Annotated in this window: 18 protein-coding genes; 7 read left to right on the top strand and 11 right to left on the bottom strand. The window is 72.0% G+C overall.

Annotated elements, in window-relative coordinates; translation table 11 throughout:
* Positions 1-13 precede the first annotated feature (13 nt).
* Genes L0965_RS08145 through L0965_RS08135 form a run of 3 tightly spaced genes read left to right on the top strand, consistent with a single transcriptional unit; the run spans position 14 to position 4,238 of the window.
* A complete protein-coding gene (locus L0965_RS08145) occupies positions 14-1,015 on the top strand; it encodes a carbohydrate ABC transporter permease (RefSeq protein WP_060960651.1) in 1,002 nt (333 codons plus the stop codon).
* Positions 1,012-1,911: a carbohydrate ABC transporter permease gene (locus L0965_RS08140; protein ID WP_060960627.1), complete on the top strand. Its 900-nt coding sequence runs from the start codon at positions 1,012-1,014 to the stop codon at positions 1,909-1,911. Before L0965_RS08145 ends, L0965_RS08140 begins: the two co-directional genes overlap by 4 nt.
* Positions 1,912-1,916: 5 nt before the next feature.
* Positions 1,917-4,238 (top strand): glycoside hydrolase family 3 protein, encoded by a 2,322-nt coding sequence (locus L0965_RS08135; RefSeq protein ID WP_101306931.1) that lies wholly within the window; start codon positions 1,917-1,919, stop codon positions 4,236-4,238.
* A gap of 72 nt (positions 4,239-4,310) precedes the next feature.
* Here L0965_RS08135 and L0965_RS08130 read toward each other — a convergent pair whose 3' ends face one another.
* Entirely contained in the window at positions 4,311-5,825 is a 1,515-nt protein-coding gene (locus L0965_RS08130) for an alpha-N-arabinofuranosidase (RefSeq protein ID WP_101306932.1), read from the bottom strand.
* Positions 5,826-5,888: 63 nt separating this feature from the next.
* Between L0965_RS08130 and L0965_RS08125 the strand changes: the two genes are divergently transcribed.
* Positions 5,889-6,494 (top strand): sugar O-acetyltransferase, encoded by a 606-nt coding sequence (locus tag L0965_RS08125; protein ID WP_101307281.1) that lies wholly within the window; start codon positions 5,889-5,891, stop codon positions 6,492-6,494.
* Between the two features lie 47 nt (positions 6,495-6,541).
* Here the strand turns inward: L0965_RS08125 and L0965_RS08120 are convergent, their stop codons facing one another.
* The 5 genes from L0965_RS08120 to L0965_RS08100 form a co-directional block, all read right to left on the bottom strand.
* Positions 6,542-7,051 carry a glutaminase gene (locus L0965_RS08120; protein WP_101306933.1) on the bottom strand — a complete coding sequence of 170 codons (510 nt, stop codon included), beginning with the start codon at positions 7,049-7,051 and terminating at the stop codon, positions 6,542-6,544.
* Positions 7,048-7,743, bottom strand: a complete 696-nt coding sequence (locus L0965_RS08115; protein WP_101306934.1) for an SDR family oxidoreductase — start codon at positions 7,741-7,743, stop codon at positions 7,048-7,050. Before L0965_RS08115 ends, L0965_RS08120 begins: the two co-directional genes overlap by 4 nt.
* A 45-nt stretch (positions 7,744-7,788) precedes the next feature.
* Complete coding sequence (locus L0965_RS08110) at positions 7,789-9,015, bottom strand: saccharopine dehydrogenase family protein (RefSeq protein ID WP_101306935.1); 1,227 nt, start codon at positions 9,013-9,015, stop codon at positions 7,789-7,791.
* A gap of 80 nt (positions 9,016-9,095) precedes the next feature.
* The gene (locus L0965_RS08105) at positions 9,096-10,646 is read right to left on the bottom strand and encodes an APC family permease (RefSeq protein WP_060960620.1); all 1,551 of its coding nucleotides are present in this window, start codon (positions 10,644-10,646) and stop codon (positions 9,096-9,098) included.
* A 673-nt stretch (positions 10,647-11,319) separates the two neighbouring features.
* Entirely contained in the window at positions 11,320-11,913 is a 594-nt protein-coding gene (locus tag L0965_RS08100; protein WP_101306936.1) for a TetR/AcrR family transcriptional regulator, read from the bottom strand.
* 75 nt (positions 11,914-11,988) lie between these two features.
* Between L0965_RS08100 and L0965_RS08095 the strand changes: the two genes are divergently transcribed.
* The gene (locus L0965_RS08095; protein ID WP_060960618.1) at positions 11,989-12,375 is read left to right on the top strand and encodes a DUF1304 domain-containing protein; all 387 of its coding nucleotides are present in this window, start codon (positions 11,989-11,991) and stop codon (positions 12,373-12,375) included.
* Positions 12,376-12,452: 77 nt separating this feature from the next.
* Positions 12,453-13,463: an NADP-dependent oxidoreductase gene (locus L0965_RS08090; RefSeq protein ID WP_101306937.1), complete on the top strand. Its 1,011-nt coding sequence runs from the start codon at positions 12,453-12,455 to the stop codon at positions 13,461-13,463.
* 157 nt (positions 13,464-13,620) lie between these two features.
* Here L0965_RS08090 and L0965_RS08085 read toward each other — a convergent pair whose 3' ends face one another.
* From L0965_RS08085 to L0965_RS08075, 3 genes are all read right to left on the bottom strand, one after another.
* Entirely contained in the window at positions 13,621-14,631 is a 1,011-nt protein-coding gene (locus L0965_RS08085) for a tocopherol cyclase family protein (RefSeq protein WP_101306938.1), read from the bottom strand.
* Positions 14,632-15,719: 1,088 nt separating this feature from the next.
* A complete protein-coding gene (locus tag L0965_RS08080) occupies positions 15,720-16,439 on the bottom strand; it encodes a VIT family protein (protein ID WP_101306939.1) in 720 nt (239 codons plus the stop codon).
* 103 nt (positions 16,440-16,542) lie between these two features.
* Positions 16,543-17,082 (bottom strand): YaeQ family protein, encoded by a 540-nt coding sequence (locus L0965_RS08075; RefSeq protein ID WP_101306940.1) that lies wholly within the window; start codon positions 17,080-17,082, stop codon positions 16,543-16,545.
* Between the two features lie 70 nt (positions 17,083-17,152).
* Between L0965_RS08075 and L0965_RS08070 the strand changes: the two genes are divergently transcribed.
* Complete coding sequence (locus L0965_RS08070) at positions 17,153-18,331, top strand: ATP-binding protein (RefSeq protein ID WP_101306941.1); 1,179 nt, start codon at positions 17,153-17,155, stop codon at positions 18,329-18,331.
* 30 nt (positions 18,332-18,361) lie between these two features.
* On the opposite strand, the gene L0965_RS08065 is transcribed toward L0965_RS08070, so the two are convergent.
* Positions 18,362-18,796 (bottom strand): PaaI family thioesterase, encoded by a 435-nt coding sequence (locus L0965_RS08065; protein ID WP_101306942.1) that lies wholly within the window; start codon positions 18,794-18,796, stop codon positions 18,362-18,364.
* Positions 18,793-19,452 (bottom strand): TetR/AcrR family transcriptional regulator, encoded by a 660-nt coding sequence (locus L0965_RS08060; RefSeq protein WP_101306943.1) that lies wholly within the window; start codon positions 19,450-19,452, stop codon positions 18,793-18,795. Before L0965_RS08060 ends, L0965_RS08065 begins: the two co-directional genes overlap by 4 nt.
* Positions 19,453-19,537 lie beyond the last annotated feature (85 nt).

Here is a 19,537-nt window from a genome sequence, read left to right as displayed (position 1 = left end):
CCGCGAGACCTCCGTGGCCGTCACCGACCCGGAGACGGATCTCGCGCAGCACGGCGGGGGCGGCGTGACGCCGCCCCCGCCCACGCCGCGCCGCCGTCCCCGTGGACTGGGCTGGGCCGGGAGATTCGAGATCGCGCTGCTCGTCGGGCCGGCGCTGATCATGTTCCTCGGCTTCGTGATCTTCCCGGTCGCGATGGCGGCCTACTACGGCTTCTTCCGGTGGCAGGGCTACGGCGCCCCCACCGACTTCGTCGGCCTGCAGAACTATCTGACGATCCTCACCGATCCGACCTTCCTCGAGGCGCTCGGCCACAACGGCTTCATCGTCATCGCCTCCATCGTGCTGCAGGGGCCGGTCGCGGTGCTGCTGGCACTGCTGCTGAACCGCCGGATGCGGGGGCAGTCCCTCATCCGCGTCCTCATCTTCGTGCCGTACGTCATCGCCGAGGTCGTCGTCGGCACGGGCTTCGGGCTCATGCTGCAGACACAGGGAGCGCTGAACGGCCTGCTGGAGAGCTGGGGGCTCGGCGCGCTCGCCCACGACTGGATCTCCGATCCGGCGATCGCCATCTGGACGCTCATGGCCATCCTCACCTGGAAGTACGTCGGCTTCGCCGTCATCCTCTTCCTCGCGGGGCTCCAGGGCATCCCGGAGGAGCTCTACGAGGCCGCCGCCCTCGACGGCGCGGGATACTGGCAGGCCCACTGGCGCATCACGCTGCCGCTGCTGGCGCCCACCCTGCGCATCTGGGCGTTCCTGTCGATCATCGGCGCCCTGCAGCTGTTCGACCTCGTCTACATCATCTGGGGCCAGTACGTCGCCTCGACGGCGGGCACCTCCACGATGGCGACCTACATGGTCGTCAACGGCCGCAACGCCGGCAACTTCGGCTTCGGCAACGCCGTCGCCGTCGTCATCTTCGTCATCTCGCTCGTCGTCGCCCTCATCTACCAGCGCTTCGTGCTGCGCCGCGACACGGCCGGCGCCATCACCGAAGGGAAGAAGACCCGATGAGCGCGCTCACCGTCGACACCGCCACCCTCGCGACCGGCGCCGCCGGCCGTGGGCCCGCACGCCGCCGCGCGAAGGAGCGCCTGCCCTGGGGCAGCCCGCTCGTCTACTTCATCGCGCTCGTCGTCATCGCCCTCATGCTCGCCCCGGTGCTCTACATCGTCATCGGCGGGTTCCGCAGCAACTCGCAGATCACGGTCGATCCCGCCGGCTGGCCCGACCCGTGGAACGTGCAGAACTACCTCACGGTGCTCACGGGTCCGCAGTTCTGGCGTCAGGTGCTCAACTCGCTGATCGCGGCGACGGCCACCACCGCGGGCGTCGTCGCGCTGGGACTCATGGCGAGCTACGTCATCGCGCGCTACCCGTTCCGCGGGCGCGGCGCGCTCTACGCGCTGTTCGCCGCCGGGCTGATGTTCCCGATCACGGTCGCGATCACCCCGCTGTACATCGTGATCCGCGACCTCGGTCTCATGAACTCGCTGGCCGGGATCATCCTGCCCCAGATCGCGTTCGCGCTGCCGACGACCATCATCATCCTGGTGCCGTTCCTCCGGGCGATCCCCGACGAGATCCAGGAGGCCGCGTTCATCGACGGGTGCAGCCGCCTGGGCTTCTTCTGGCGCATGGTGCTGCCGCTGTCGGTGCCGGGCGTCATCACCGTCGGCATCCTGGCGTTCATCGGCAGCTGGAACAGCTACCTGCTGCCCCTGTTCATCCTCAACAACGAGGCGAGCTTCACCCTGCCGCTGGGCGTGCAGGCGTTCTCGTCCCAGTACTCGGTCGACACCGCCAAGGTGCTGGCCTTCACCTCTCTGTCGATGCTCCCCGCGCTGCTGTTCTTCAGCCTGTTCGAGCGTCGTATCGTCGGCGGCCTCACGGGCGCCGTGAAGGGCTGATCCGCATGACGATCTCCGACAACTCCCTCGACCGCCGTCTCGTCCAGCCGGTCTCGCCACGGGTGGCCGCCCTCATGGCCGACATGACGCTCGACCAGAAGGTCGCGCAGCTGGTGGGCTTCTGGGTCGACCAGGGCGAGGAGGCGGTTGCGCCCCTGGCCGACGAGATGAGGGCCGGCGAGACGACCGCCTCCGACCGGTACGAGCAGGCCTCCGCCCACGGGCTCGGTCACCTCACGCGCGTCTACGGCACCCGGCCGGTGGATGCCGCGGAGCGCGCGAGCTGGCTGTGGGAGCAGCAGCAGCGGCTGCGCGCGGCATCGGGCCACGGCATCGGCGCGATCGTGCACGAGGAGTCGCTGACGGGACTCGCGGCCTGGAAGGCGGCGACCTTCCCGACGCCGCTCGCGTGGGGCGCCGCGTTCGACCCCGAGCTCGTCGAGCGCATGGGCCGCCTCATCGGCGACACGATGCGCGAGCTGGGCGTGCACCAGACCCTCGCACCGGTGCTGGACGTCATCCGCGATCCGCGCTGGGGCCGGGTGGACGAGTGCATCTCGGAAGACCCGTACGTCGTGGGCACGATCGCGACGGCCTACGTCCGCGGCATCCAGGATGCCGGGGTGCACGCGACCCTGAAGCACTTCGTCGGCTACTCCGCGTCGCAGGCGGGTCGCAACCACGCACCCGTGCACGCCGGTCCGCGCGAGCTCGCCGACGTGTTCCTGCCGCCCTTCGAGATGGCGGTGCGCGACGGCGGGGCGCGGTCGGTGATGAACTCGTACACGGACGTGGACGGCATCCCCGTCGCCTCCGATCCGCGACTGCTCACCGATCTGCTCCGCGGCGAGTGGGGCTTCGACGGCGTCGTGGTGTCGGACTACTTCGCGATCGCGTTCCTCCAGACGATGCACGCCGTCGCCGTCGACCGCACCGAGGCGGCGCGCCTGGCCCTGACGGCCGGCATCGACGTGGAGCTGCCCAGCGGCGACGCGTACGCGGCCCCGCTGCGGGAGGGCCTGCGCGACGGTCGCATCGACGAGGCGCTCGTCGACCGCGCGCTGGCGCGTGTGCTCGCGCAGAAGGAGGAGCTCGGCCTGCTCGATCCCGACGACAGCGCGCCGCCGACCGCCGTCGACCTCGACTCCCCCGCCCACCGCGCCGTCGCGCGCGAGCTGGCCGAGCGCTCGCTGGTGCTGCTGTCGAACGACGGCACGCTGCCGCTGGCCCGTCCCGGGCGCGTCGCCGTGATCGGGCCGAACGGCCACGACGCGTCGGCGCTCATGGGCTGCTACTCCTTCGCCAACCACGTGCTGGCCCACCACCCGGGCACGCCGTACGGGTTCGCGATCCCGACGGTCGCCGAGGCCCTTCGGGCCGAGCTGCCGGAGGCCGCGATCGTGTCGGTCGCCGGCTGCGACGTCGAGGGCGATGACCGCTCGGGCTTCGCCGCCGCGGTGGATGCCGCAGCATCCGCCGACGTGGCGATCGTCGTGGTCGGCGACCGCGCCGGGCTGTTCGGACGCGGCACGGTCGGCGAGGGCAACGATGCGGAGAGCCTCGAGCTGCCCGGGGTGCAGCGCGAGCTCGCCGAGGCGGTCGCCGCGACGGGCACGCCGGTCGTGCTCGTGGTGGTCACCGGCCGACCCTACGCTCTGGCCTGGGCGCTGGACGGCGACGCGGGCTCGGCCCCCGCAGCCGTCGTGCAGGCGTTCTTCCCGGGCGAGGAGGGCGGCACGGCGATCGCCCGCGTGCTCACGGGCGCCGTCGCCCCGTCGGGGCGGCTGCCCGTCTCGCTGCCACGGTCGGCGGGCGCGCAGCCGTTCTCGTACCTGAATCCGATCCTCGGCGGCGACAGCGAGGTGACGAGCGCCGACAGCACGCCGGTGCGACCCTTCGGCTTCGGGCTCGGGTACACGACCTTCGCGCGCACGGGCCTGTCGGCACCCGAGGAGGTCGCCGCGGGCGACGAGCTGACGGTGACCGTGACGGTCGCCAACACCGGTGACCGCGCCGGCACCGAGATCGTGCAGCTGTACGCGCACGACGTGCACGCGAGCGTCGTCCGCCCGGTCGCGCAGCTGCTCGGCTACGCGCGGGTGAGCCTGGCACCGGGGGCGTCCGCCACGGTCCGCTTCGACGTGCCGACGGCGCGCCTGGCGTTCACGGGACGGGACGGCATCCGGATCGTGGAGCCGGGCCGCGTCGACCTGTGGGTCGGCGCGTCGGTCGCCGACCGCGAGACGGCCGCGACGGTCACCCTCACGGGCGACGTGCACCGGGTCACCGCCGCGGACGCGCGCACCGTGGCCACCCACGTCGAGTAGCGGTCTCTCGTCTCTTCCGCCGCTCGATCGGACGGCCCGCCCCTCCCGGGGCGGGCCGTTCTCACGCGTCGATCAGGCGAGGGCGAGCTCGACGGTCGCGAAGGCGTGCGGGGGCAGCTGCAGGCGCAGGACGCCGTCGTCGATCGACGCGTCCAGCGGCACCGGGCGGACGACGTCGGGGCTCTCCGGCGTGTTGTGGGCCGCGGCGTCCGCGCCGGTGAGCACCCGGGCGCGGGTGAGCGTCGCGGCACGGCCGCGCAGGTCGATCTCGACCGCGAGCGGACCGTCGACGCCGACGTGCGTGAGCGACAGGAGCGCCGCGCCGTCCTTCGTGGATGCCGACAGCGACAGCGCCGGCAGCTCCGCGCCGTCGACGCCGACGGAGGGAACCGACACGACGTGCGCGGGCACGGACTGCGCGTCGTGGTGGCCGACGTTCATCTCGTACACGTGGTAGGTCGGTGTCAGCACGAGCCCGCCGTCGTCGTCGGTGAGGATCATCGCCTGCAGCACGTTGAGGGTCTGGGCGATGTTCGCCATGCGCAGGCGCGCCGCGTGGCGGTGGAACACGTCGAAGTGGATGCCGGCGACCAGCGCGTCGCGCACCGTGTTCTGCTGGAAGAGGAAGCCGGGGTTGGTGCCGGGCTCCACGCTCCACCAGGTGCCCCACTCGTCGCACACGAGGTCGATCGACCGCTCGGGGTCGTAGGCGTCCATGACCGCCTCGTGGGCGCGGATCACGCGCTCGATCTCGTAGGCCTTGCCGATCGTGCGCACGTACTCGTCGCGGGAGAACGTCGTGGCCGACTCCTTCTGGATGCCGGTGCCGGCGTGCGTGTAGTAGTGGAACGAGATCGCCTGGAACGGGGACGGCTGCGGGTCGGGCGCGTTCGACGACATCGCCGAGGCCATGAGCGCGTGCGTCCAGCGCACGTCGTCGTCGGCCGCGCCCGCGGCGATGCGGTACAGCCGGTTGCCGTCGTGCTCGCGGCAGAACGTCGCGTACCGGCGGGCGAGCGAGGTGTAGTACTCCGGCGTCATGTGGCCGCCGCATCCCCAGGCCTCGTTGCCGAGGCCCCAGAAGGGCACCCGCCAGGGCTCGTCGCGACCGTTCTCGCGGCGCAGACGCGCCATCGGGCTGTCGCCGGAGCGGGTGAGGTACTCGACCCACTCGCTCATCTCCTGCACCGTGCCGCTGCCGACGTTGCCGTTGACGTAGGGCTCGGCCCCGAGCAGGTCGCAGAGGTCCATGAACTCGTGCGTGCCGAACGCGTTGTCCTCGACGACGTCGCCCCAGTTCGTGTTGACCATCGTCGGGCGCTCATCGCGGGGCCCGATGCCGTCGCGCCAGTGGTACTCGTCGGCGAAGCATCCGCCCGGCCACCGGAGGTTGGGCACGTGCAGGCGGCGCAGGGCCTCCACGACGTCGAGGCGGATGCCGCGCTCGTTCGGGATCGGCGACTCCTCCCCCACCCAGAAGCCGCCGTAGATGCACCGGCCGAGATGTTCGGCGAAGTGCCCGTAGAGGTGGCGGCTGATCTGCGGACCGGTGACGTCGAGGTCGACGGCGGCGCGGGCGATGGTCATGACGGCTCCCGTTGTTCTGCGGCGACATCGCCGTACGGCCATCCTCCCACTAATATGTTCCGCATGACAACAAATATGGATCTCGCCGCGCTGATCGCAGACGATGCGGACGTGCGCGCGCTCTTCGCCGGCGACGGGATCCGTTACCGCGCCTCGGCATCCCTGCCCGATCTCACCTGGCACGCCCAGTCGACGTGCGCCCGGATCAACCGGATCTTCTTCGACGACCCCGCCGAGGCCCAGCGCCTGTTCCACGAGCTCGTGCCGGGCGCCGGATCCGGCATCGACTTCCGTCCGCCGCTCAACCTCGACTACGGCATCGGGCTCACGATCGGCGACCGCACCTTCCTCAACAAGGACTTCCTCGTGGTCGGCGGCGGTTACGTCACGATCGGCGCCGACTGCCTCATCGGGCCCCGCTGCAGCATCTACACGCCCAACCACGCCGAGGATCCGACCCTCCGCCGGGAGGGATGGGAGCGCGCGTCCGCCGTCACGATCGGCGACAACGTCTGGCTCGGCGGCTCGGTCACGATCCTGCCGGGCGGGACGATCGGCAGCGACAGCATCATCGGAGCCGGGTCGGTGGTCACACGCGACATCCCTGCCGGGGTCGTCGCGGTGGGCAACCCGTGCCGCGTCGTGCGGCCGATCCGCGCCGACGTCTGAGGGGCGGCACCCGCGCGCCGGAGGGCGCGGCATCCGCGGGGCGAGGGTCAGCGCAGCGAGAGCTGATCGTCCAGGTAGTCCGCCAGGGGGCGGCGCGCGCCGGCCGGCGTCCACGTCACGAGCGGGATGCCGTCGACCAGCGCCAGCGGACCCGACGCCTCCCCGCGGCGCACGGCGTCGAGGTCGATCGCCGTCGCACCGAGATGCAGCACCTCGCCGTCGGCGAACCCGCCACGCGCCGCGGCGGCGGCACGCTCGGAGCGGGCGCGCTGAGCCTCGGCGGTGTAGCCGCGGATCGCCTCGGTGCGGGCGCGCAGCACCTCGCCGGTCGCGAAGAGGTCGGCATCCCCGATCAGCAGGACGCCGACGTGCCACGCCTCACCCACCGGCACGATGCGCGGCGCGCGGCCGAACCCGAGCAGGCGGCGGGCATGCGCCCAGTCGCCGAGCCGCTCCTTCGGCGTGCCCACGAGCCGGCGGCGGGCGTCGTCGAGGATCGCATCGAGCAGTCCCGGCCCGACGGGGACGTCGGCGCCGGACGCGGACGGGGCGGTCATCGGGGGCCGGGCCGCACCGTCAGGTCGCTGATGACCGCGTCGCGCGGCAGGTCGAGCGCCGTGAGCGCGGCCGTCGCCACCGAGGCCGGGTCGATCCACCGATCGGGGTCGTAGGCGGCGCCCTCCTGCGCATGCACCTCCGCCTGCATGGGCGTCGCGGTGCGCCCGGGGTACACCGTCGTGACGCGCACGCCGTGCTCGGCCTCCTCGCCGCGCAGGGCATCGGCGAGTGCCTTGAGCCCGTGCTTGGACGCCGCGTACGCCGCCCAGTTCGGATGCGCCGTGAGGCCCGCCCCCGAGTTGACGAACAGCACCTGACCGCGCGCCGCGCGCACCCGGGGCAGCAGCACGCGGGTGAGCTCGGCGGGCGCCACGAGGTTGACGGCCAGCTGGCTCGTCCACGCCGAGACGGGCAGGTCGCCGACCCGCCCGAGCTCCACGATGCCCGCCGCGTGGATCACCGCGTCGATCCGGTCGGGGATGCCGTCGGCATCCCGCACCGCGTCGGCGATCGTCTCGGGGTGCGCGAGGTCGGCGACGATCGGGATGCTGCCGGGGAACGCGCGGACGAGGTCGTCCGCCCGCGCGCGGTCGCGCACGACCAGCACGAGCCGGTCGCCGCGCGCCGCGAGCCGCTCTGCGATGAGGGTGCCGATGCCGGAGCCCGCTCCGGTGATCACGTGGGTGGCCATCTGTCCATCCTTCCACCGCGGATGCCGCCCGCGCCCGCCGACGGCTCAGACGGCCTTGTCCTCCATGCCCCACGGAGAGCCGTAGCCACCGGGCGCCGGCGCCGCGAGCAGATCGAGGAAGGGCTTCGCGTCGAAGGCCTCGGGGCCGAGCACGCCGGTGCCGGTCCAGACGCCGGTCGCGAGCAGCTCGAGGGCGATGACCGGGTTGATGGCCGTCTGCCAGACGACCGCCTGGGAGCCGTACTCGCGCATCGTCTGCTCGTTGTCGGCCACGTGGTAGAGGTAGGTCGAGCGGGGACGGCCGTCGACGCCGGTGCCGGTCACCCAGACGCCCGCGCAGGTCTTGCCGCTCATCTTGTCGCCGATGGTCGCCGGATCGGGCAGGCACGCGGCGACGACATCGCGCGGCGACACCTCGACGCCCTTGACGTTCACCTTCTCGGTGCTGTCCAGGCCGAGCTTGTGCAGCGTCTTCAGCACGCCGATGAACTCGTCGCCCAGCCCGTACTTGAAGGTCACGCGCTTGGCCTTGGTCCACCGCGGCATGAGGAGCACCTCCTCGTGCTCGACGTTGACGCACTCGACCGGGCCGATGCCGTCGGGGAAGTCGAACACCTCGGGCTCGCTGAACGGCGCCGTCGTGTACCAGCCGCAGTCCTCCTCGTAGATGACCGGCGGGTTGAGGCACTCCTCGATCGTCGTCCAGATCGAGAACGAGGGCGCGAAGTCGTATCCGGCGACGACGAGGTTCGCTCCGTCGCGCACGCCCAGCTCGTCGATCTCGCTGAACAGGTGATCCTCGGCGTAGCGGGCGAACACGTCCGACAGCCCCGGCTCGACGCCGATGCCGACGAGCGCGAGCCGACCGGCATCCTTCCACTGGTCGTCCTTGGCGAACTGCTCGTCGCCGAGCTTCACCCCCGGCAGCGCGTGCGGCTGCTCGGGGTGCGGCGTCGAGAGGCTCATCGCCATGTCGAGGTAGGTCGCACCGGCGGCGAGCGCGCCGTCGAAGATCGGCATGACGAAGCGGGGGTCCACGGCGTTGAGCACGTGGGTGATGCCGTGCGCCTCGATGAGCCCGGCCACCGCATCGGCACGGGAGGCATCGACCTGGGCCGCCTCCACCCGCGGGTCGGCGACCTCGGCGACGAGCGCCTGCGGGCGCGCCGGGTCGTAGTCGGCGATGACGAGCTTCTCGAAGAAGTCGCGACGCACGGCGATGCGGACGGCGGCCGAGCCGACGCCGCCGGCGCCGACGATGAGGATACGCATGGTGTTCCTTAGTCGTGGTGATGAGGGTGCGGATGCCGGGTCGGCGCGGGCCGCCCGAGCCCGGCCGGGAGCCGGGGAGGTCAGATGCCGCCGTCGATGGAGCGGACGATGTCGCCCGGCTCGTCGGGCACGAGGACGGGGGTCTCGCGGTTGAGGGCCCGCCCCTGGAAGAACGGCTTCGAGCGCGGGAAGACGAACCAGACGAACATGAGCACGACGCCGACGAGCAGGGCTCCGATGCCGACCACGAACGTCCCGCCGATGCCCAGCAGCACCGAGTTGCCGTAGTCCACGTCGTACATGTCGATCGCCGACTGCACGAACGCGAACGTCAGCATGAGGGCGCCCAGCAGCGGGAAGATGCCCTTGAGCCACAGGTCGCGCGCGGAGCGGCCGAGGTCGCGCCGGTAGTACCAGACGCAGGCGAAGCCGGTGATGGCGTAGTAGAACGCGATCGCGAGCCCGAGCGACAGGATCGAGTCCTGCAGGATGTTGTCGCTGATCAGCGTCATGCCGACGTAGTAGCAGATGGCGACCGTGCCGCCCACGATCGTGGAGAACGAGGGCGTCTTGTAGACGGGATGCACGGTCTTGAAACGCGCGGGGAGCGCGCGGTAGACGCCCATCGCGAGCGTGCCGCGGGCGGTGGGCAGGATGGTCGTCTGCGTCGAGGACACCGCCGAGATCAGCACCGCGACCACCAGCAGCCACCCCCACGGGCCGAGCAGTCCGTCCTTGATCGCGAGGAAGAAGTCGTCCGCGTTGTCGGCGTTGCCCAGCCCCGTGCCGTCCTCGCCGAGCCCGGCGTACATCATCGCGGCGATCGTCACCGACACGTAGGTGAACAGCAGGATGATCGTGGTGAGCAGCGCCGCACGACCCGGGATGCGCTTGGGGTCCTTGGTCTCCTCGTTGAGGGCGAGGCAGGTGTCCCAGCCCCAGTAGATGAAGAGGGCGAGCAGCACCGCCTCGGTGAAGCCGTGGAAGTCGGTGAAGGCGAAGGGGTTCAGCCAGTTCCAGTCGAACGGCGTGGGGTTCGGTGCCGACCCGGCGAAGAACTGCCAGAGCGAAGCGACGACGAAGATCGCCAGCGCGAGGTACTGCACGGCGAGCAGCACGTTCTGGATCCGTTCGCCGATCTCCACGCCGCGCCAGCTCACCCACGTCATCGCCGCGATGAACAGGACGGCGACCAGCACGATGCGCCAGTCGTTGTTCTCGAGTTCCAGACCGAACAGGTCCCAGAAGTAGACGGAGGCGATCTGCGCGAGGTTCGCGAGCACGACCATGCCGGCCACCGCGACGCCCCAGCCGCCCATCCATCCCACCCACGGACCGAACGCCTTCGTCCCCCAGGTGAAGGTGGTGCCGCAGTCCGGGATCTCGTTGTTGAGCTCGCGATAGGCGAACGCGATGAACAGCATCGGCACGAAGGCGATGATGAACGCGATCGGCGCCTGGCCCCCGACGGCGAGCACGACGAAGCCCAGGGTCGCGACGAGGGAGTAGACGGGGGCGGTGGATGCCAGACCGATGACGGTCGACCCCCACAGGCCCAGCGTGCCGGCGGCGAGGCCTTTGCCCTCGCCGCGTTCCAGGTGGATCGGTGTGGTGCTGCCGAAGTCGCTCATCGCTCTTCTCCGCCCTCGCGTGATCATGCGTGCGCCGACGTCCCCAGTGACGCGGTGAGGGAAGACTAGAACGAGAGCGCACGCGAGCGCGGTCGACACGAGGGCGAATCTGCGCTGATCATGCGGCCCCCGCGTACATTCCGGGGCTGGGGGCGGGGGCGGGGCGGGGGCGGGGCGGGGGCGCGAGTCCCGGCATCCCCCGAACCCAACTGCAAGGCCTCCCGGGCGACACGCCGCACCGGATGCCGCCGCCACGGCGCGCCGCGCCTGCGCCCTTGCAGTTAGGCCCCGCCGTCACCGAGCACCGCGACCACCGCCACCGCCGCTTCGGCAGCCCGAGTCCCGGCATCCCCCAAACCCAACTGCAAGGCCTCCCAGGCGACACGCCGCACAGGATGCCGCGACCACGGCGCGCCGCGCCCGAACCCTTGCCGTTCGGTCTCCGCCGTCACAGCGCGGCACGACCACCGCCGCCGCCGCATCGGCCAAGCCCGACTCCCGGCATCCCCCAAACCCAACTGCAAGGCCTCCCGGGCGACACGCCGCACAGGATGCCGCGACCACGGCGCGCCGCGCCCGAACCCTTGCAGTTCGGCCACCCGCCGCCACCCGCCGCCACCCGCGGCCACCCGCACCACCCCCGCACCACCCCGCAGGCGCACCACCCCGGCGGTCAGACGGTGGCGCCCTCGGCGTCCACCAGAGCGGCCGCCGTCTCGAGACCGCGGATCGCCTCCCGGGGCGACGTGCGCACGAGCGCGAACGCGGCGACGACGAGACCCGTCACGGCGCCGGCGAGGCGCGTGCGCCCGACAGCGGATGCCGCGGGCACCGCGGCGTCGACTCCGCGGGAGATCGCCGCGTGCAGCTCGGCGCGGTAGTCCTCGATGACGCGGGCCACCTCGGCGTCGCGCGACACCGGGGCGCCGGCGGCGTTGATGAGGAGGCAGCCGTGGGTGGCGGGCATGGACCCGACCCGGCCGAACGCGGCGGTGAGTCCCCGCAGATAGTCGGCGAGCGCCCGCTCCTCGACCGCAGCGGCCTGGAGGGGAGCCAGACGCGGACGGACGATCTCGTCCAGATAGCTCTGCACGGCTTCGTCGAACAGTCCCCGCTTGGATCCGAACGCGTTGTAGATGCTGGAGCGGTTCAGCCCCGTGGCGGCCTCGAGCCCCGCGATGGACGCGTCCTCGTAGCCGTGCTCCCAGAAGAACTGCCGTGCGGCGCGCACGACCGCCGCACGATCGAACTCACGACTCCTGGCCACGGCATCCGCCCACTTTCCGAAACGACCGTTTCAGTATATATTGAACCAGTCAGTTCAGAAACAGGAGGATCCCCCATGGTCATCGTCGGTCTCGTGCTCGCCTCCCTCGCGGCGCTCCTGCACGTCTTCATCTTCTGGCTCGAGTCGATCGCGTGGACCACCCCCCGGGCGCGGGCGACGTTCGGCACGAGCGAGACGGAAGCCCAGGCCACGCGCGAGATGGCGTTCAACCAGGGGTTCTACAACCTGTTCCTCGCGATCCTCGTCGCCGTCGGCGTCATCCTCTTCGCCACGGGCGCCACCGCCCCCGGAGCGGCTCTCGTCTTCGCCGGCGCCGGCTCGATGGCCGCCGCGGCGCTCGTCCTGCTGCTGTCGAGCCCCGACAAGGCGTCCGCCGCGCTGAAGCAGGGTGTCCTGCCCGCGCTCGGCGTGATCGCGCTGGCCATCGGCCTTCTCATCTGACGCCACCCGCGTCCCCCTCCCGCCCCACCACCGGGCTCCGACCCGCACAGCCCGACCCCATCCCACAAGGAGAACGAATGACAGACGCCACCAGCACCCAGATCCAGCTCGCCGCCCGCCCCGTGGGGTGGCCGACGCACGACGACTTCCACGTCGCGCAGGTCACCTACGGCGCCCCGCAGCCGGGCGAGGTGCGCGTGCGCAACGAGTTCGTGTCCGTCGACCCCTATATGCGGGGACGCATGAACGACACCCGCAGCTACGTCGCGCCGTACGCCCTCGGCGAGACCATCACCGGCGGCGCCGTCGGACGCGTCGTGGCCTCGGCATCCGACGACCTCCCGGTGGGCACCGTCGTGCTGCACCAGCACGGATGGGCGGACATCGTCCAGGCGGATGCCGCGACCTTCCGCGCCATCCCCGAGATCCCCGGCGTGCCGCTGTCGCTCAACCTGCACATCCTCGGCATGACCGGCCTCACCGCCTATGTCGGTCTCACGGCGATCGCGCACCTGAAGCCCGGCGACACGGTCTTCGTCTCGGGCGCCGCCGGCGCGGTGGGCACCGCCGTGGGCCAGATCGCCAAGCGCCTCGGCGCCGGCCGGGTCATCGGCTCGGCCGGGACGGCGGAGAAGGTCGCCCTCCTCACCGAGAAGTACGGCTACGACGCCGCTTTCGACTACAAGTCCGGCGACGTGCGCACGCTGCTCGCCGAGGCCGCCCCGGAGGGAATCGACGTGTTCTTCGACAACGTCGGCGGCGACCACCTCGAAGCCGCCCTCGACGTCTTCAACGACGGCGGCCGCGCGGCCCTCTGCGGCGCGATCACCGGTTACAACACGACCGAGCGCACGGCGGGCCCCGACAACATGTCGAACATGATCACCCGCGCCCTCACCATGCAGGGCTTCACCCTCGCGGCGTACCTGCACCTCGCGCCCGAGTTCCAGCAGCACATGTCGGGCTGGTTCGCCGACGGCGGCATCGTCTACGACGAGACGATCGTCGACGGCATCGAGAACACCGTCGACGCCTTCCTGTCGATGATGCGCGGCGCCAACACCGGGAAGATGCTCGTCCGCATCTGAGCCGCGCCCGACGCGCGGAGGCGCGCCGCATCGGGGTCGCGTCCGCCCTGTGACACTCGTCACGGCGGATCGCGGCCCCGATTCGCGTCGTGGGCACCCCCGCGCGGCGCGCGCCGACCCGCTCGCGCGGCGGCCGGCCGAGCGCTCCCCGCGGGAGTCAGCGCAGGGCGAGCAGTCGGGCGGTGTCGCCGAAGACCTCGAGCCCGGCGCACGCACCGACGCCCTCCAGCAGCACCCGCCCCGCGGCATCCGCGTGCCGGATCATCACCCGGGCGTCGAGCGTCTCCTCCACCCGCTGGTGCATCGCGGTGCGCAGCGGCGCGTGCAGGAGACCGCCGCGCACACGCTCGGCCTCGAGCTCGAGATGCCCGTCGGGTCCGCTCATGCTCCAGCGCACCCGATCGTCGTCGATCTGCAGGCTGCGCTCGCGGGAGCGGTTGTAGGTGGTCCAGCGGTGCAGTCGGCCGCTGTGACGAAGCCCCACGATCGACCCGCGGAACGATCCGCGCAGCCACGGGATGATCGCCACGGATGCCACGAGTGAGGCATCCGTCGGCGCGTCGTCGACCGTGTCGATGTGGTTCGACGCCAGCCAGACGTAGCCGGCGGGAAACGCCTGACCCCAGTCCTTCTCGATGTAGCCGCGTCCGCCGTCGAACGCGACCTCCGCGCCCTCGACCTCCAGCGTGCCGGCGAGCCCGTGCCCGAAGGAGACGACGCCGTGGAAGCACTCCATGAACGGCACGAGCCCGTACCAGCCCATGATCCCGGGTTCGCGGGCGGTGACCGGCCACGGTTCGAGGGCCGTCGTGTACGAGATCCGCCCGCGAAGCTGCGGCAGATCGAGCACCGCACCTTCGGCGTCGAACACGTTCGCCCCGACGCGCACTTCGAACCGTCGATCGGATGCCGAGAACTCCGCCGGATCGTAACGGTGGTACCACGACCTCCCCGAGACCCCGTCGAGCACCTGGACGAACGCCTCGTCCACCGGCATCCCGCCGCGCCCGTCGCCCCGGAAGACCCCCGGGATCACCGCCCAGCGCTGCGCCCGGTCGGCCGTGACGAGCTTGACGTACCAGCCCTCGAAGAAGGGCCGCCCGGCCCCACAGCCGTGGAAGGCCTCGGGATGCCGCGCCCCCCGCAGATACGCCATCGGAGTCCGCATGCGGCTCACCCTACGCCCGGCCCGGGACGTTTCGACTCGCTGCGCTCGCTCGACGACTGGGGGGTGGGGGCGGGGGCTTTGCGCGACGGGGCGGGGGCTTTGCGCGACCGGACTGCAAGGGATCCGACGCGACACGCCGTGACCACGGCATCCGCGCCGGCGTGTCGCCTGACAGGCCTTGCAGTTGCGTCAGGGGGATGCCGCGGGGCGGAGCGTTTCGACTCGCTGCGCTCGCTCAACGACCGGGCGTGAAGGCGGCACGGGCGACCGGGCCCAGCGCGACCGAACTGCAAGGGAACCGACGCAACACGCCGTGACCACGGCATCCACGCCGGTGTGTCGCCCGACAAGCCTTGCAGATGAGTCAGGGGGATGCCACGGGACGGGGCGTTTCGACTCGCTGCGCTCGCTCAACGACCGGGCAGTGGGGGCGCGGTCGACCGGGCCCAGCGTGACCGAACTGCAAGGGATCCGACGCGACACGCCGGGACCACGGCATCCACGCCGGTGTGTCGCCCGACAGGCCTTGCAGTTGCGTCGGGGGGATGCCGCGGCGCGGGGCGCTTCGACTCGCTGCGCTCGCTCAACGACCGGGCAGTGGGGGCGACGCGGTCGACCGGGCCCAGCACGACCGAACTGCAAGGGATCCGGCGCAACACGCCGTGACCACGGCATCCGCGCCGGCGTGTCGCCCGACAGACCTTGCAGATGCGTCGGTGGGATGCCACGGCGCGGGGCGCTTCGACCCGCTGCGCTCGCTCAACGACCGGGCGAGAGAGCGGCGCGGGCGACCGGGCCCAGCGCGACCGAACTGCAAGGGATCCGACGCGACACGCCGTGACCACGGCATCCGCCCCGGCGCGTCGGCTGACAGGCCTTGCAGTTGCGTCAGGGGGATGCCGCGGGGCGGGGCGTTTCGACTCGCTGCGCTCGCTCAACGACCGGGCGTGGCAGCGGCGCGGGCGACCGGGCCCAGCGCGACGGGACTGCAAGGGATCCGACGCGACACGCCGTGACCACGGCATCCGCGCCGGCGTGTCGGCTGACAGGCCTTGCAGTTGCGTCAGAGGGGATGCCGCGGGGCGGGGTCAGCCGACGGCGGTCCCGAACAGCGTGCCGACGAGGAAGGTCGCCCCGAGCGCGAGCGCCCCGCCGATCACCGTGCGCATGATGGCGCGACCGCGGTTGGCCCCGCCGAGCCAGGCGGCGAGGTAGCCGGTGACGGCGAGCGCGACGAGCACCGCGATGAAGGTCCAGATGAGGCGTGCCGGGTGCGGCAGCAGCAGGATCGTCGCCATCGGCAGGAGGGCGCCGACGGTGAACGCGATCGCCGACGCGAGGGCCGCGTGCCAGGGGCTGACGACGTCGTCCTGATCGATGTTGAGCTCGGCCGAGAGGTGCGCGGACAGCGCATCGCGCTCGGTGAGCTCGGTCGCGACGCGCGTCGCCGTCTCCTCGCTCAGACCCTGCGCCCGGTACAGCCCGACGAGTTCGACGAACTCGGCTTCGGGATCGTCGGCGAGCTCCTTGCGCTCCTTCTCGATGAGCGCACGCTCGGTGTCGCGCTGGCTGGACACCGAGACGTACTCGCCCAGCGCCATCGAGATCGCGCCGCCGACGAGCGCGGCCGATCCGGCCAGCAGCACGGGCATGACCTCCGACGTCGCACCGGCGACGCCGACCACGACCGCGGCCGTCGACACGATGCCGTCGTTCGCGCCCAGCACCCCGGCGCGCAGCCAGTTGAGTCGCTGCGCGATGCCGGTGCGGTGCGGCTCGTCGGGGTGGGAGGAGTCGATCTCGCTCATACCGTCACCGTAGGCCGACCGCTGCGGGTCCGCCAGCAAGGCAAGCCCAAGCGAACTCGCCCGAGCCCGCCGTTGAGCGGGCGCAGCGCGTAGAGACGCGCCGTCAGGCGAGCGGATGCTCGTGCAGCGCCGACGAGAGGCTCGTCCCGTTGACGTCGAGGTACAGCTGGCCCTCGGTCACCGAGAGGGTGACGGCGTTGCGCCGCTCGACGGCGTCGGCCGCGGCATCCACGAAGCCGGGGTCGAAGGTGCGCAGCACGATGGCGTCGGCGCGGTGGATCTTCTTGCCCGCCCACAGGGGCAGGAGTTTCGCCGGGTCGCGGTGGCTGTAGACGACGGTGCGGTCGGCGAGCTTGCTGCCGCGGTGCAGCCGGTCGGCGTCGGGGGCACCCACCTCGATCCAGGCGGTGATCGATCCGGTCGCGTCGCGCACGAGCACGGCGGGCTCGTCGGTGGCCGACACGCCCTCGGTGAAGGCGATGCCCTCCACGTACTCGAGGCAGTACGCGAGGAGACGGGTGACCATGAAGGCGTCGGTCTCGGACGGATGCCGCGCCATGCGCAGCGACAACTCCTCGTAGACGCCGCGGTCGACATCCGCCACCTGGACATCGAAGGTGTGCATCACCGCGCCGGTCGCCATCCCTCCAGCCTAGGCGGCCGACCGCCGCGACGCCGCCGTTATCCTGGTCGCAGCCAGGAGGAGAGAACCCATGCCGATCACGGATGCCGCGGCGCGCACCGAGGCGATCGCCGACTACCGCATCGTCGGTGCTCCGGCGGAGCCGAACCTCGAGGGCCTGGCTCGCCTCGCGACGACCCTGTGCCGCGTGAGCGGTGCGGCCGTCAACATCATCGACGACCGGTACCAGTACCAGGTGGCCACGTCGGGGGTGGAGGGGGCGATCTGCGATCGCGAGGACTCGATGTGCGCGGTCGTGCTGCCCGACGCCCGGCACGTCTTCGTCAGCGACGCGCGCGCGGACGAGCGCTTCGCGGCGAACCCGTTCGTCACCGGCGAGCGCGGTCGCGTGCGCTTCTACGCCTCCAGCCCTCTCATCACCCCCGCGGGCGTCGCGATCGGCACGCTGTGCGTCTTCGACGACACGACCGGCACCCTGACGGCGGAGCAGAGCGCCGCGCTGGACCTCCTCGCCCGGCAGGCCGTGGAGGTGCTCGAGCTTCGCCGGCTCACCCACGAGCTGGAGCGCTCGAACGATCAGCTCGCGCACTTCGCCGGCCAGATCAGCCACGACCTGCGCAACCCCCTCACCGCGCTCATGGGCCAGCTCGACCTCGCTCTCGACGGGTTGGACGACGGCGACGGCTCACGGACGGTGCGGGCGCTGGGGCGGGCGGATGCCGCGGCATCCCGCATGGGCACGATGATCACCGAACTGCTGGCGTACGCGCGCGTGGGCGGGGCGGAGGCCCACCGCGAGCCCGCGGCGCTCGGTGTGATCGTGGAGGGAGTGGTCGCCGACCTGGAGCGGGCGGTGGCCGCGTTCGACGCCGCGATCACCGTGCGCATCGAGCCCGACGACGCGATCGTCTGCGACCCGACGCTCCTCGCCGTGCTGCTGCAGAACCTCCTCGCCAATGCGCTGAAGTTCGCGGCATCCGCCGGCGTCTCCCCCGTCGTCGACCTCGACGCGCAGGTGGGCCCGGCCGGGTGGACGATCACGGTCGACGACAACGGACCGGGCGTGGCCCCCGAGCTGCGCGAGCGCGTGTTCGAGGTCATGGAGCGCGGCGACCCGGGAGACGTGCCGGGGCTGGGGCTGGGACTCGCGACCTGCCGGCGCATCGTTCAGGCGCACGGCGGGCGCATCGCGATCGAGGACGGCGCGCTCGGCGGAGCGCGCGTGCGGGTGACGCTGCCGGCGGCGTGAGAGCGCTCGCCTGCGGCATCGGCGCGAGGCTCACTCGGGGTCGATGAGGAAGTTCGTGATGCGGGCGGTGGCCAGGTGGGCGCCGTCCTCGTGCGTGACGACGATCTGATGCGCCGTCGAACGACGCCCCAGATGCAGCGGGGTGGCCGTCGCACGGATCACGCCCTCGCGCGCGCCGCGGTGGTGCGTGATGTTCAGGTCGACACCGACGCACGCCTTGCCGAACGTGGAGGCGTAGACGAGCGCCGCCCACGACCCGACCGCCTCGGCGAGCGCCGCGCTCGCCCCGCCGTGCAGGCGCCCGAGCGACTGCGTGTTGCCCGCCACGGGCATCTCGGCGATCACGGCCGCCACGCTCTGCTCGAGGACGACGATGCCGAGCTTCTCATCGAGGGCGCCCGGGACGATGCGCCAGGGCTCGTGCGGACCGGCGCGCAGCGCCGAGGGGTCGGCGGGGCTGCTCACCGCGTCGCCGCCGCATCGGTCGGGCGTCGCTGCAGGCCGTCCCAGGCGATGCGCAGCACGTCGTCGGCGATCGCATCGGGGTCGAGGGGACCGCCCGGCCGGTACCACTCGGTGAGCGAGTTGACCATGCCGAAGACGAGGCGGGTCGCCACGGCGGCGTCGATGTCGGCGGCGAGGGCGCCGGCGGCCTGCGCATCCTCGACGAGGGCCGTGACGCGCTGGTCGAACAGGCGGCGGCGCTCCAGCGCCGCGCGCTCGACGTCGCTGTTGCCGCGCACCCGCAGCAGGAGCGTCACCTGGGGGAGCTGGGCGGCGAGCACCCGCACCGCCCCGCGCACGACGGCGCGCAGGGCTTCCATCGGCGGTATGTCCGCGGCGGCGGCCTCGTCGAGCACCGACTCGAGCGCCGTCAGCGCGTCGTCGAGCGCGGTGCTCAGGATCGACTCCTTGGAGTCGACGTGGTGGTAGAGCGCCGATTTGGTGAGGCCGAGCCGTCCGGCGAGATCGGCGACCGACGTGGCGTCGTAGCCCTGTTCGTTGAACAGCTGGACGGCGATGTCCACGACCTGCGCGCGGTCGTACCCCGGCCGCCCTCGGCGCGCAGCCGCCGGCGGGGTGGCCGTCTCCGGCTGCGGCGCGGTCGCGTGCACGGTCATCGCTCCAGTCTGGCACTGCGCCGATCGGGTCCGGCGGCGCGCGTCCCCGCATCCGGCGACGGCGGGTTGCCCCGGCGTCGGGACC

Source organism: Microbacterium sp. NFH-22A-Y (assembly GCF_021401375.1).
GTDB lineage: Bacteria > Actinomycetota > Actinomycetes > Actinomycetales > Microbacteriaceae > Microbacterium > Microbacterium hominis.
Note: the sequence above shows the minus strand (reverse complement) of the source record. Positions and strands in the feature narration are given on the sequence as shown.

Excerpts from the sequence above, each read along its gene's own strand:
- L0965_RS08140 (WP_060960627.1), top strand. The coding sequence starts at position 1,012 with ATGAGCGCGCTCACCGTCGACACCGCCACCCTCGCGACCGGCGCCGCC.
- L0965_RS08135 (WP_101306931.1), top strand. The coding sequence starts at position 1,917 with ATGACGATCTCCGACAACTCCCTCGACCGCCGTCTCGTCCAGCCGGTC.
- L0965_RS08130 (WP_101306932.1), bottom strand. The coding sequence starts at position 5,825 with ATGACCATCGCCCGCGCCGCCGTCGACCTCGACGTCACCGGTCCGCAG.
- L0965_RS08125 (WP_101307281.1), top strand. The coding sequence starts at position 5,889 with ATGACAACAAATATGGATCTCGCCGCGCTGATCGCAGACGATGCGGAC.
- L0965_RS08120 (WP_101306933.1), bottom strand. The coding sequence starts at position 7,051 with ATGACCGCCCCGTCCGCGTCCGGCGCCGACGTCCCCGTCGGGCCGGGA.
- L0965_RS08115 (WP_101306934.1), bottom strand. The coding sequence starts at position 7,743 with ATGGCCACCCACGTGATCACCGGAGCGGGCTCCGGCATCGGCACCCTC.
- L0965_RS08110 (WP_101306935.1), bottom strand. The coding sequence starts at position 9,015 with ATGCGTATCCTCATCGTCGGCGCCGGCGGCGTCGGCTCGGCCGCCGTC.
- L0965_RS08105 (WP_060960620.1), bottom strand. The coding sequence starts at position 10,646 with ATGAGCGACTTCGGCAGCACCACACCGATCCACCTGGAACGCGGCGAG.
- L0965_RS08095 (WP_060960618.1), top strand. The coding sequence starts at position 11,989 with ATGGTCATCGTCGGTCTCGTGCTCGCCTCCCTCGCGGCGCTCCTGCAC.
- L0965_RS08090 (WP_101306937.1), top strand. The coding sequence starts at position 12,453 with ATGACAGACGCCACCAGCACCCAGATCCAGCTCGCCGCCCGCCCCGTG.
- L0965_RS08085 (WP_101306938.1), bottom strand. The coding sequence starts at position 14,631 with ATGCGGACTCCGATGGCGTATCTGCGGGGGGCGCGGCATCCCGAGGCC.
- L0965_RS08080 (WP_101306939.1), bottom strand. The coding sequence starts at position 16,439 with ATGAGCGAGATCGACTCCTCCCACCCCGACGAGCCGCACCGCACCGGC.
- L0965_RS08075 (WP_101306940.1), bottom strand. The coding sequence starts at position 17,082 with ATGGCGACCGGCGCGGTGATGCACACCTTCGATGTCCAGGTGGCGGAT.
- L0965_RS08070 (WP_101306941.1), top strand. The coding sequence starts at position 17,153 with ATGCCGATCACGGATGCCGCGGCGCGCACCGAGGCGATCGCCGACTAC.
- L0965_RS08060 (WP_101306943.1), bottom strand. The coding sequence starts at position 19,452 with ATGACCGTGCACGCGACCGCGCCGCAGCCGGAGACGGCCACCCCGCCG.